Source organism: Bacteroides ovatus, assembly GCF_001314995.1.
Classification (GTDB): domain Bacteria; phylum Bacteroidota; class Bacteroidia; order Bacteroidales; family Bacteroidaceae; genus Bacteroides; species Bacteroides ovatus.
This window is the reverse complement of sequence record NZ_CP012938.1, coordinates 1,270,802-1,283,435: the sequence shown is the minus strand read 5'-3', so window position 1 is coordinate 1,283,435 and position 12,634 is coordinate 1,270,802. Positions and strand designations below refer to the sequence as shown.

General features: G+C 52.8%; 14 protein-coding genes and 1 pseudogene. 14 read left to right on the top strand and 1 reads right to left on the bottom strand.

Annotation, left to right across the window (positions count from 1 at the left end; all coding sequences use genetic code 11):
- Window positions 1-459 precede the first annotated feature (459 nt).
- On the bottom strand, window positions 460-717 hold the full coding sequence (locus Bovatus_RS05205) for a hypothetical protein (RefSeq protein WP_004295618.1): 258 nt from the start codon (window positions 715-717) through the stop codon (window positions 460-462).
- 71 nt (window positions 718-788) lie between these two features.
- Between Bovatus_RS05205 and Bovatus_RS05200 the strand changes: the two genes are divergently transcribed.
- The 14 genes and pseudogenes from Bovatus_RS05200 to Bovatus_RS05135 all read left to right on the top strand — a co-directional run bounded on the left by Bovatus_RS05200 (window position 789) and on the right by Bovatus_RS05135 (window position 12,620).
- Window positions 789-1,175, top strand: a complete 387-nt coding sequence (locus Bovatus_RS05200) for a plasmid mobilization protein (RefSeq protein WP_004295620.1) — start codon at window positions 789-791, stop codon at window positions 1,173-1,175.
- An 86-nt stretch (window positions 1,176-1,261) separates the two neighbouring features.
- Window positions 1,262-2,821, top strand: a complete 1,560-nt coding sequence (locus Bovatus_RS05195; RefSeq protein ID WP_004295621.1) for a relaxase/mobilization nuclease domain-containing protein — start codon at window positions 1,262-1,264, stop codon at window positions 2,819-2,821.
- Between the two features lie 221 nt (window positions 2,822-3,042).
- Window positions 3,043-3,831, top strand: coding sequence for a ParA family protein (locus Bovatus_RS05190; RefSeq protein WP_004295623.1), 789 nt, complete (start codon window positions 3,043-3,045; stop codon window positions 3,829-3,831).
- A gap of 19 nt (window positions 3,832-3,850) precedes the next feature.
- Window positions 3,851-4,258: a hypothetical protein gene (locus Bovatus_RS05185; protein WP_004303556.1), complete on the top strand. Its 408-nt coding sequence runs from the start codon at window positions 3,851-3,853 to the stop codon at window positions 4,256-4,258.
- The gene (locus tag Bovatus_RS05180; RefSeq protein WP_004295625.1) at window positions 4,255-4,851 is read left to right on the top strand and encodes a hypothetical protein; all 597 of its coding nucleotides are present in this window, start codon (window positions 4,255-4,257) and stop codon (window positions 4,849-4,851) included. The genes Bovatus_RS05185 and Bovatus_RS05180 overlap by 4 nt, the downstream gene beginning before the upstream one ends.
- A gap of 8 nt (window positions 4,852-4,859) precedes the next feature.
- On the top strand, window positions 4,860-5,288 hold the full coding sequence (locus Bovatus_RS05175; RefSeq protein WP_004295626.1) for a hypothetical protein: 429 nt from the start codon (window positions 4,860-4,862) through the stop codon (window positions 5,286-5,288).
- Between the two features lie 83 nt (window positions 5,289-5,371).
- Window positions 5,372-5,728: a DUF4134 domain-containing protein gene (locus Bovatus_RS05170; protein ID WP_004295628.1), complete on the top strand. Its 357-nt coding sequence runs from the start codon at window positions 5,372-5,374 to the stop codon at window positions 5,726-5,728.
- A 17-nt stretch (window positions 5,729-5,745) separates the two neighbouring features.
- A complete protein-coding gene (locus tag Bovatus_RS05165) occupies window positions 5,746-6,036 on the top strand; it encodes a hypothetical protein (protein ID WP_004295629.1) in 291 nt (96 codons plus the stop codon).
- Window positions 6,037-6,047: 11 nt separating this feature from the next.
- Window positions 6,048-7,340: pseudogene (locus tag Bovatus_RS05160) on the top strand (TraG family conjugative transposon ATPase); the annotation flags it as partial.
- A gap of 227 nt (window positions 7,341-7,567) precedes the next feature.
- Window positions 7,568-8,404 (top strand): helix-turn-helix domain-containing protein, encoded by an 837-nt coding sequence (locus tag Bovatus_RS05155; protein ID WP_004295631.1) that lies wholly within the window; start codon window positions 7,568-7,570, stop codon window positions 8,402-8,404.
- Between the two features lie 14 nt (window positions 8,405-8,418).
- A complete protein-coding gene (locus tag Bovatus_RS05150; protein WP_052587798.1) occupies window positions 8,419-9,525 on the top strand; it encodes a site-specific integrase in 1,107 nt (368 codons plus the stop codon).
- Between the two features lie 19 nt (window positions 9,526-9,544).
- Complete coding sequence (locus tag Bovatus_RS05145; protein ID WP_004295634.1) at window positions 9,545-9,949, top strand: helix-turn-helix domain-containing protein; 405 nt, start codon at window positions 9,545-9,547, stop codon at window positions 9,947-9,949.
- An 11-nt stretch (window positions 9,950-9,960) separates the two neighbouring features.
- Window positions 9,961-10,704 (top strand): hypothetical protein, encoded by a 744-nt coding sequence (locus tag Bovatus_RS05140; protein WP_052587812.1) that lies wholly within the window; start codon window positions 9,961-9,963, stop codon window positions 10,702-10,704.
- A gap of 365 nt (window positions 10,705-11,069) precedes the next feature.
- Window positions 11,070-12,620: a coiled-coil domain-containing protein gene (locus Bovatus_RS05135; RefSeq protein WP_052587813.1), complete on the top strand. Its 1,551-nt coding sequence runs from the start codon at window positions 11,070-11,072 to the stop codon at window positions 12,618-12,620.
- Window positions 12,621-12,634 lie beyond the last annotated feature (14 nt).

The following is a 12,634-nucleotide window of genomic DNA, read 5'->3' as shown; positions in this document are numbered from 1 at the left end:
GAGAAATAAAATCATCACTATTTTAAGCGGTTTCTCAACATTTTTCACGTAACATTTTCACCCAGCAAATTCTCGGAATGTGTTACCGACATTCCCGGCTTTCTATATCCCAAAACTTCTTTTCCCTCTTATTCCCCATACATTGAATATCAGTATTTGTGCATCTTGAATACTGGAACATTCGGGTTGTTATAACCGCCAGTCCAAGAGAACGCAGACTTCCAAAAGTCTGATTTCAGGTTCTTGTATGGTAATGTACCGTTTACCGTTGTACTTTGATGCCATGGAAACATGGATTTTGATACAACCGCATTCCTGCACCGTCAGACTGCAATCACGAGATTTCGGATTATCAAGAATCCAAAACAATGCAAATTTGCAAATTATGGTAGGGACAACTGAGCAAACCAACGTTCCTACGTCCGTGCTCCAAAAGGCATATAGAAATACAGTAGCGTGTTACATCTGACCTGTAAACCAACCGACTAAGTATCCTAAGCACATCGGACTTTCGGGACTTCGGTTGGTACAAACCGCCTTATCAAAGAATTGTGTTGCCCATTTCTTTGCAATACGTTTCCCTACGATAATTTTGGTGCAAAAAGTGTCCGGGAGCATATCGGACTGCGTTGCAGGTTTTGTCAAGCAAGTTGTACCTTTGTCATTACAAAACTCCGTTTCGTCCTGCCAAAGGTGACTTGCCGACTGCTGCCGCATCGGGGCGATTGCATCGCTGTTTCGCCTTGCGAAATGTTTTCGGGAAAACCCATAAACAAGTTTATCAAAGTATGACGAGACAGAGAACCAAAGTATTCCAGTTGCGGCTCACCCCGGAGGAAGCCGCCCTGTTCAAAGAGAAATCAGAACCATACGGCTCCATAAGCCACTATATACGCTGTGCCGTGGTGGAGTATTCCAACGTCCATGTGAAGCAAAGGCTCGAACTCATTAAGGAACTCGGTGCGTTCTACCGAAAGTTCCAAAACGAATTGTCCTGGGCAGGCGGCAACCTGAACCAGTCGGTCAAGCGTGCCAACGAGCTTTCGGTGGCAGGACTGCTGCCACCAAGCTATGTCCGTGAAGTCCTGCTTCCTACCATCCTCGAAACACAGCGCACTTTGAACGGGATAAAAAGGGAACTGGATGCCGTCACTCAAAAGGCCGTCAAACTCTGAAAGCCTTAAACCCAGATACAATCATACCTCAGTTTCAGGAAATCATTTACCCCGTTATTTCAATCACCCGATAAACAGCACGCAAGATGATAGCCACCATATTACCCGGAAGTACGAACTTCCATGCAGTCGGTTACAACGAACGGAAAGTGTCGAAAGGTGTCGCCCGGCTGCTCGAAATCCAGAATTTCGGAGCACTCGGCACGTTCGGTAAGCCTACCTCAGAAGAACTGGTCAGATACCTTCAAGAATACAGCTCCCGGAACAGCCGGATTCAGAAAGCGCAGTTCCATGTGGCCATATCCTGCAAAGGCCATGAGCAGTCGGAATCCGAGTTGCTTGAGTTCGCACACCAATATCTTAAGGAAATGGGATATGGCGAAGCCGGGCAACCGCTGCTGGTCTATTCACACCATGACACGGACAACACCCACCTGCATATCGTCACCTCGCGAATTGCGCCGGACGGAAAGAAGATTGCCCATGATCATGAGCGCAGGCGTTCGCAGGAAGTCATTGACCGTATCCTTGGAACGAACCGGAAACAGAAAACCGGAAAGGACATAAATGATGCCAAACAGTACACCTTTTCTTCATTCGCCCAGTTCAAGTCCGTCATGACCTCCATGGGATATGAAACCTATCAAAAGGACGGTATTGTATTCATCAAGCATGGAGGAAAAGTGCAGCAGAAACTTCCGCTCTCAGAGATAGAAGCCTTGTACAGGAACGGCTACCGTGACAGGGCACGCTGCCGCCAGTTAAGGAACATCCTCAAAAAGTACCGGGACGTGAGCACGAACAAGGAAGAGCTGCAAAAGGAACTGAAAGCCAAGTTCGGTATCGACCTCGTATTTTTCGGCAAGAAGGACAAGCCTTATGGCTACATGCTGGTTGACCATGCGAACAAGACGGTAATCAACGGCGCAAGGGTGCTGGCCATGGACGAGCTGCTGGACTTCGCCACCCCCGAAGAGCGTCTTGACCGCATCGAGGACTTCATAGACCGCCTGCTCACACTCAACCCCAAGATTACCCAAGGCGAGATTTACGATAAAATTCGTAAACAGCGTGCCTATATAAAGAAAGGTGTCATCTATTTTGACGGTCAGACACGTCCGTTGAAACCGTTCATGGCGGAAGCCATCGACCGGAACAACCGCATCGCATGGGTGGAGAAGTTCAGCCCCGTCTCCGAAGCGGAAAGAGATCTGCTCTGTCAAATCTTCAAGGTCAACCGTCCGGATTTGGTTGCCCTCTCATCGGAGAAGCCGACATCCCGTATGGATGCCGTCCTACGTTTGCAGGAAATCTTCAATGAGGAGGCGGACACGTCCGTCAGGAGCCGTCTCTATGCGGAGGGTTTCATCATTCGGGAGAATGGCGGATCAACCTACGCCATCAATTTCAAACGTCACATCCTTATCAACCTGACGGAGGAAGGCTTCGACCTCGACCGTCTGAAACGAAAATCTTCCAAAAAACAGACGAACAAAGTTCCAGTCCGGAATGCCGCTCGGCCGCATTCACATCATGTCAAGTTGCGTGATGCAGGAGGCGGCAGTCAAAGCGAGAAGCGTGAGTGGGAAGTCGGACACAAGGGTAACTACGATGAGATTGATGATGGACGATCACTGAAAAGGTGACTTCACATAATCACGGCACACAGGACAGAAAGGTTACGGCATTAAAGTTCCCCTGCGGACTTTCTGCCGTAACCTTTTCGGTTTCAGTCAACCCTGATAGCCAAGTATCCCATTTGTCATATATTCAGGTTTGGCTGACTCAAAGCACATAAGTGTTGCACATTTCGTTTTTCCGGTGCTTCGGACGGTAATTTTGAGCCGTAATCAATTATCGCACGGACATGATACAGACACCGGTCATAGTGACATTTGCCAACCAAAAAGGCGGCGTCGGCAAGACGACGCTCTGCGTAACCTTCGCCAATTATCTGGTGACGAAGGGCGTGCGTGTGGCCGTCATCGACTGCGACTTCCAGCACTCCATCGTCAAGTGCCGCAAGGCGGACATCCGCAAATACGGCGAGGAGCATACGCCCTACGATGTGCTGTCATACGAGGCCAACGACAAGAAGGCCATGACCGACCTGATGGAAAAGCTGCACAACGACCCCAGCATAGACGTGGTGCTCATGGATTCCCCCGGAAGCTTGAAAGCGAACGGTCTGATCCCCATGTTCGTCAATTCGGACATCATCATCGTACCGTTCCATTACGATCTGGTGACAGTGCCCTCCACAGCCAGTTTCCTCATGTTCATAGACCGCCTGCGCAAAGCCGTCGGCGGACGGATGAAGGCGAGGCTCTTCATCGTCCCCAACCTGCATGACGGCAGGGTCGGCAAACGCTCCGAGCTGGTCATCTGGGACAACGCGAGGGAGACGTTCTCCAACTACGGGCACGTGACCGCAAGGATACCCAAGCGTGCCGACATGGAGCGTTTCAGCACCATGGCCGCCCTCGACATGCAGGGCGGCATCGTCGCGCCGGTCTTTGAGCGAATCTATACCGACATCTTCGATACGGCCATGCCCATCCGTGAAGTTGTCCTACCCAGCATACAGCAGACGGAGAAGAATGACAAGGAGAAATCCGAAGCGAGACCGACAACAGAGAATGAAAATGAACAGTAACATCAACAACCATAGCGCAATGACAAAAGACATTCCGGAAATAGATGACCTGACCAAAGGCATCAACGACCCCGACATCATGCTTTCCAACAGCCATCAGGAAACATCCGATGCACAGGATAGTCTGGAAGCGGCCAAGGAACAGTCCGAGCTATCCGTTTCCCTTTCGGGCAATATCGAAAATTGCTGGCAGGACTTCCTGTCCTATCTTGACACCGCCGACCAAAGGGATGACAAGAACGAGCGTCTGGTCTGCAAACTGGACCGCGACCTTGCCGATTCGCTGGACGACTGCGACATTCAGGGCCGCTGCCGTTCCGACCTCGTGAACGCCATCGTCCGTGCCTTCTTCGGGGCGTTCCTGCCACAGCTTGCCCGGTACCGCCGGGAGAAGAAATCACTTTTCACGAATTACAAGGAAGCATGACCATGGGAAAGAACAGATGGGACGAACGGAAGACTGCCCTGCTCGCCGAGACCTACCCGGTGGAGACCACGGCCTATACTGCCGGAGTGGTCGGCATGAGCGAGACGGCAGTCAAGAACAAGGCTCGCAAGATGGGCATTGTCAAAGTGGCCAAGTCCGGCTGGCTGGAACGTGCCGAGCATATCAAAAGCCACTTTCATGAAAAGTCATTCTCCGAAATGGGCAGGGAACTGGGCATAAGCAAGATGAGCGTCAGCCGCATAGCCGCCAAATTAGGGCTGAGACGCACCAAGGAACAGGTTTACAAAGTGTCTTCCCGAATCCGATGCGAAATGATACGGCGCGAGCGGCGGCGCGTGATATTCGGGCTTGACCCGGTGACACGGATCAAGGTGGTGTCGAACAGGGCGAGGGTACGCCTGCGCTCACGGCTGAAAGGCATCGGCTATATCGTAAGCGAAGAGCGTAACATCCTCTACTATACCGTCAGTCTGGTGCGCAAGGAACATCTGGAACACCGTGGCACCAAGTTGGGACTCCGATTCCTGCCCTTTCCCCAAGACACGACAACATTATTCACAGCCATAATTTGAACACCCCCATGCAGTACGGACAAATCGTATTCCTCCTTTTCATTGTTCTCCTGCTCTATTATGCAGTGCTGATAGTCCTTGACATACAGAAGACCAAGGCGGCACAGGCGGCGGAGCAGGACGGCCAGACCGAGGAGGAGATAGACATATCGGATGAAGCGCAGACCTTCAAGCCCGTGAAGATTAGCCGGGATGAACCAGTCAAGAAGCAAGAGGCTTCCGAAAAAGAAGAAGCGTCAAGAAAAGACGAAGCGGAAGAACCCGATGCACAAGAGCCACTTGATACCGAAAAACCGTTCCACCGCCCCGGCTACCGGGAAGCCATCATGACTGACGGCATCCTTGTCGAGGACATCATCCACGAGATAAACCGGCTGGCGGAGACCGGCACCAGTGACCTCGGCACGGTCATCTTCAACTGCGAGAACGCAATGTAATAGCTATATGGCTTTAAGAAGCCACCGTTCCTTTGGCGACACCTGTTCCTTTGGCGATAGAACCCATAAACATTTTCTGAAAAATGCAACAGTTAAAGAAGAAATTGCAACGTGCGGCAGACCGTTTCATGGCATCGAAGTTCGCACAGAAAGGCGTGCTGGCACTCGTCTGCCTCACGGTATCGGTCGGCGAGGCCATGGCCGCCAGCAAGGGTGCGGCAGGCTTTACCAAGGCCACGCAGGAGGTCAGCTCCTACCAGACACCCGTATCCAACCTCATGAAGGCCATTGCCGCGGTCATCGTGCTTGTCGGCGCGTTCAACGTCTATTTCAAGATGCAGAACGGTGACCAGGACGTGAAGAAGACCATCATGCTGACCATCGGCGGATGTATCGCGTTCATCGCGCTGTCAGAAGCCCTGCCCTTGTTCTTCAAGTAATAACCGCAAACACTTGCATGACGATGAATCAGGAGGGTTATCCCGTTTTCAAGGGCTTGCAAAAGCCGCTGGAGTTCATGGGCATCCGTGGCCGCTTCCTCACACTGGCGGCAGCGGCGGTCGGCGTGTCGTTCGTCGGCTTTATCGTGTTCTCCATTATTTTGGGAAAACTCGCCGGGTTCATCGCCATGCTGGTGATGGCTGTAGCTGGATTGGTTGTCATTTATGTCAAGCAGCGTGGCGGCCTGCACAACAAGCGGCGTTCCAAAGGCATATTCATCTACAGGCACCTGATGCGTAACCCATAAAAACAAAAAGCATGGCACAAAAACGGAAAAGAGCGTTTGACGGACTTTATGCGCAGCTGGAGGAGACGGACGGCAATGTCGTCCTCTTCTCGGCCAAGGGCGAGCCGTCGGTCATATTCGAGATGACCAACCCCGTGCAGCAGCTGTGTACGGACGCGGAGCAGTACCTGCGTTTTCAGGACGTGCTTTCGGGCGTGGTGCAGACGCTTGGGGAGGGCTATGCCTTGCAGAAGCAGGACATCCTCTGCAAGCAAAGCTACCGCCACGAGGTGCCCGAAAATGCGGAGTTCCTTACGAAAAGCTATTTCAGGTACTTCGAGGGAAGGGAGTTCACCGAGATACGCACCTTCCTTATCATAACGCAGGAGGCACGGCGCGGCCAGTTCGTGCAGTACGACCCGAAGAGGTGGCTGGACTTCCATTCCAAAGTGGCCAAAGTGGATGACATCCTGAAGGAGAAGGGCATAAAGCACCGCAAACTCAGCAAGGCGGAGGTCAATGAGTACTGCCACCGCTTCATGGCGTTCCGTTTCCGTCACGGCCCTTTCTCCATGACCAATTTCAAGGCATCGGACGAGTACCTGAAAACCGGTGGCCGGGTCATCCGTTCTTACCCGTTAGTGGATATAGACGAGATTAACCTGCCGTCCGTCATCAAGCCCTATACGCAAATGAGCATCAACGGCTACGGCATCGCCACCGACCTGCTGTCCTTTTTGACCCAAATTCCTTTTTCGGACTGTGTGGTGTTCAACCAAGTGGTGCAGATTCCCGAACAACGGAAACTACTACGGAAGCTGCAGGCCAAGGCGAAACGCCACGGTTCCATGCCTGACCCGAGCAACAAGATTGCCAAGGCGGACATCGAGGAGGTGCTGAACCGGCTGGCAATAGACAGCACGCAGCTGGTCTATTGCAACTTCAACATACTGGTGAGCTGCCCGGCTGACAAGGTGACACCCGTCACCTCCTATCTGGAAACCAAGCTGTACGAGTGCGGCATCATGCCCTCACGGACTGCCTACAACCAGCTGGAGCTGTTCACGGACAGCTTCCCCGGCAACGCCTACGCCTTCAATCCGGACTATGACCTGTTTCTCACACTCTCTGACGCTGCTCTGTGCTTCTTCTTCAAAGAACACCTGAAAGGATCGGAGGAGACACCGCTGACCACCTATTACACCGACCGTCAGGGACTACCGGTCTGCATCGACATCACCGGCAAGGAAGGCAAGGTCAAGATGACCGACAACGCCAACTTCTTCTGCATCGGGCCGAGCGGAAGCGGCAAGAGCTTCCACATGGAGTTTCGGAGGTCAAAACGGCGACAAACGGCTGCAAAAATCGGTGTTATAATACCTTGATTTTCAGCTAATAGATTTTAACAAACGAGATTTTCGCCTGTTGGCGATTCGTCCTTTTCGGAGTATTTTTGTACCGCGATTGTACCACGCGAGAGGGGTCACACGGCACGACTTTCTTTCAGCAACGTGCAACAGCTTTCAAGAGTGTGCAACAAATTTCTTCGATAATGGACCGTCAAATTAAACACAATTTAACAGGTCAGCCCGGATATGACTGGGGCATGACCGACAAGCCTTTTCTCACCATCGGGGAAGTGGCGGACATCCTGCAAGTGAGCAGCCGGACAGTGTATAACCTCATATACAACGGCACTCTCCGGGCTTGCAGACTGACATACCACATCACAATCATCACCAAGGAGGATTTCTTTCTGATGATTAGAGAGACAACCTACTGTAAGCGGAGCGTGTCTATCTTCGCCAGACAGGGTAAAAAGACAAAAAAGAAGATGAACGAAGATACACTGAACACTGAAAAAGACCTTTCCCAAAAGGAGGGAAAGAAGAAAGAGAAGGGTAGCCCGAAACGGCAGCTCATTCCGGCGGCTAACTACAAGCAGTCCGTGCGCGACACGTTCACGGACAAAGAAAGTGCCGGAGGCGACCTTTATACGATGGCTGAGATTTGCCAGAAATACAATTATACCTACGGGCGATTTTACAATCTCCGTATGCGTTACTCGATACCCTGTGTCAAAGCCAATGCCACCAAGTGCTTCCCGAAAGCCGAGGTTGACAAGGCTATGGCTGAGGAAGCTGAACGGCTGGGAAGCAACCTGTCGGAGCACTGGTATTCCTGTTTCGACATCATGCGCCTGTTCGGTCTGGGCAAGACCCAAGTCCGCAGGTTCGCGCTCACCCACGGGGTAAGGACGAAGCGCATACACGGCAACCGCCTGTACTATCTCAAGGCTGACTGGGACGAGGCACGGAAGGTGTCGGAACGCAAGAGTGCAAGCACGAAAGCCAAGCGAGAGCCGGACAATGAATCAGACAACAATTAAAAATCACAACCGATATGACAAACATCTGCACGAAAGTGACTGTCAGGAAGCGACCCATCAAGAACGGTCAGGTGTCGCTTTACCTTGACTTCTACCCGGCTATACGGCATCCCAAGACAGGCAAGCCGACAAGACGGGAGTATCTGGGAATATACATCTATGCCGACCCTAAAGACAAATTCGAGGCTGAGTTCAACAAGACCATGCTCCGCAATGCCGAGCTTGTCAAGTGCCGCAGAACCGAAGCCATCATCAACGAGGAATACGGATTTCTTGACCGCAACCGCGGCAAGGAGAGTTTTCTTGAGTATTTCCGTTCCAAGATGGCGGATGATGATAATTACCGTAACTGGAACACCGCTTACAAGCACTTCGAGAAGTATTGCGGCGGAAGCTGCACCTTCGACAATCTGACGCTTGACTTCTGCCAGGGATTTCTCACCTATCTGCTGTCGCTCACCACGCCAACCAAGGGAAAGATGATGGCTTCCACCGCCAACAACAACCTCAACAAGCTGAAATGCGTCCTCCGCATCGCATACGAGGAGAAACGCATCAAGGAGAACATCGCACCACGCTTGAAGCACGCCAAGGAGTCAAGCACGAAACGCGAGTTCCTGACGCTTGAAGAGGTGAGGATGCTTGCCGCCACTCCCTGCGAGAAACCTGTTATACGGAGTGCCGCACTGTTCTCATGCCTTACGGGTCTGCGCATCAGCGACATCATCCGTCTGCAATGGGAGAACATTGTCAAGGGAGCTGACGGCGGCTGGTGCATGCACATCGTCACCAAGAAAACCAAGACGGAAGCCGTGCTGCCGCTGTCGGATGAAGCACTCGCACTATGCGGCGAGCGCACCGAGGGGCAGGTGTTCAAGGGGCTGACGAAGACAATCCTTCCCCTCTATCTCAAGGACTGGATCAAGTCTGCCGGAATCACCAAGCACATCACGTTCCACGGGTTCAGGCACACATACGCGACCCTTCAGCTTGCCGCCGGAACAGACCTCTATACCATTTCAAAGATGCTCACGCACAGCAATGTCGGAACGACACAGGTCTATGCCGATGTGGTGAACGACCTCAAGCGCAAGGCATCCGAACAGATTACACTCAAATGAAAACCGACACATATATAATATGAACAACATAACATTCGACCAACTGCCGCAGGCGGTTTCCATGCTGATTGAAAAGGTGGGACTGCTCACGGAACGTGTGGAAAAATTCCTGTGTGACGCACCCTCGCAGCATGGCGAGGCACACACCTTGCTTACTTTGAACGAGGTTGCAAAGCTACTCGGAAAATCCGCGTCAACCATCTATGCCATGACATCCGACAAACGTATTCCGTACCACAAGCGGGGTAACAAACTCTACTTCTTCGAGGATGAAGTCATCGCTTGGATCAAACAAGGAGGCACATCAGGAGTAGCCAGCGAGAGTGAGATTGAAAGACGGCTTGAGGAACTGCGCAACGGCAAGAAACGCAAGCCGGGAGCGTTGACGGACGGTAAAAGCCGGATGTCCGCAGTAGCACCATAATGTCACATACCATGAATAAGGAGATACAGAACATACACTACTGCACCATACTATCAGCCGGACAGTGGGATTTTCTTTTGGAAGGCAGGTTTTCCCCTCTCAGACAAAAGTGCCTCTACCGCCTGATGAACGGTGCTGTGCGGACAAGAACCGCTTATAAAATCAAGGGCATTGATATTGTGCTGGAGGTGGGACAGGTAGCGGCTTCCGATGTGGAACTGGCAGAGTTTTTGGACTGCAACCGTAAGACGGTCGGCAAGCTCATCGACAGCTTCAACCGCCTCGGTATGCTGACCACTCGGACCAACAACCGCACTTCCGTTCATTCCCTGCATTTTCTCACGGGCTGGTATGTCGGAGGTATCCTTGTCACCAATCCCCATTATGTCAGACCTTCGGCTGCCGCCAAAGGACAGACGGGCGATGTGCGGACACCTGTTTCCGGCAGTCTGCCGTCAGGGGATGAACCTGGAGGCGCAGCCGTTGACTGCCTCACAAGAGGGAAGGAAACGGACAGCCTGACGACAGGCGCGGCATCCCTTTCTTCTTCCCCTCTTTTGTCAGGCAGTTCCAATCCGTCAGCCGATGTGCATGACGGCGACAGCCATAATCCGCCGTCGGATATGTTCATGGCGGACACAGCCGTAAATCGGCATATCACAGACAGCGGCGACATGGCATCCGGCGAGAACGGTGCAGGAAGCCACAGCGAGGCGCAGGACGGCACGGATGGCGGCGAGGCTACTCCGGCATAGGCTCGACAGGTCGGGAAGCGCAGAGCACGGTTTTGAGCGGTACTCCGTTGTCGTGGGGTGACTGACTGGGCTTGCCCAGATATAGCCCACTATAACTTCTCCGCTGCGCTCCCGAAGTTGTGGGCTCTCCCGAGGGGCTGGGCTTTGCCCCGTCCCACTTATGGCTCTGCCCTAAGAACCCGGTCGGAGGCTGTCAGCCCCCAACACCCCTGACCAAAGAGTGACCCTCTCTTTGGAATCTCCGCCCAGAGGTCTCGACCCCTGGGAACCCCGAGCAGGAAGTGACCCTCTCCCTGCACCCTCCGATTAAGGCTCCGCCCTAATGACCCTTTCCCTATTGTAAATCTGTAAACATCATCATGCCTATGGCACAGAAGACATCAATCAACATCAAGCCCTGCAACATCGGAAGCAGCGAGGCGCACAACAGACGGACAGCGGAATACCTCGCCCATATCGGCAAGGAAAAGTTCTATGTTCGCACCGACCTCATGGCGGCAAACGAGACATGGGTAGCACCTGATTTCGGGGGCACTTCGCTGTCGGAACGCTACAATCAGATAGCCGCGATGGTAAAGGAGAAGACAGGTCGGGCGATGCAGACCAAAGACCGGGAGCGTGTGAACAAGAAGACCGGGAAGGTGACCGTCGTGCGCGGCAGCACTCCGCTCAAGGAGGGTGTCGTGGTAATCAAGGATGATACCACGCTGGAGCAGTTGCAACATTTCTGTGAGGTGTGTAAGGAGCGGTGGGGAATCACAGCTTTGCAAATCTTCATCCATCGTGACGAGGGGCATTACGGCACTCCCGGAGATACCGCCACATGGAAGCCCAATCTTCACGCCCATATCGTATGGGACTGGATGAACCACGACACCGGGAAATCCTGCAAGCTGGACGAAAAAGCCATGAGTGACATGCAGACGCTTTTGGCTGAGTGTCTTGACATGGAAAGGGGCAGCTCAAAGGAGCAGACGGGAAAGGAGCATCTTGAACGCGCTGACTTCATCATCGCCAGGCAGAAGCAGGAAGCCGAACAGGTAAAGGCGGAAAAGGAAGCAGCCGAAGCCGACAGGGATGCCGCGATCCGTGAGACGGACAATGCAAAATCCGAACATGAAAAACTCCAAATCGGGAACGAGGAAAAGCAGCGGCGCAGCGCGGAACTTGACAGCGAAATCGCCAAAAAGGAGGAACGTGCGAGAGAGGTTGACAGGGAGAACACGGACAGCATAAAGTCCGGCATCGCAAACCTTTTCGGCAAGGGCAAGTACGCAGCCATCGAGCAGGAGAACGAGAAGTTGAAAGCCGAGAACGAGCATATCAAAGAATCGTTCCCCGATGCCGTCAGGAAAGAGGTGGCGAAACGGACAAAGGCTCTGACAGAGGCGAAGCGGGCGGTCGAACTGGAACGCGACAGTGCCATGGCAATCGCCGACACTTATGAATCCGAGAGGGACACGGCACTGCGGCAGCTCCGGGAGCAAAAGACCGGGGAGCAGCACCGCATCAGCATGGCAGTGAGCCGGGCAACGGCGGAGAAGGACAAGACCATAGAGCGGTTGCAGGGTGAACTGAAATCGAGCCGGGATATTCTGAATATCATCGCCGATATTCTCTACAAGGCAAGCGAGGTGTTCCGGCGAGCCATTGAAGCGATTATCCATTTCGCCACGGAGCGGCACAAGTCAATCTTCTCTCCCTCCGAAGCCGCCGACATCAAGAGCGTCATGCAGAGCTACGGCGAGACCACCGAGCAGCAGAAAGCGGTCGGCGCATGGCTCTGTGACTATGCGGAACACCGACAGCCCTTTGATAAAATAAAACATCGCCATACACTCAATGAGGTTGGCGATGTCGCGGAAGGTCGGTATGATTGGAGGATTGATAAAGGACGAGGTGGAATCAGTCTGTAACACTATTGAATTAA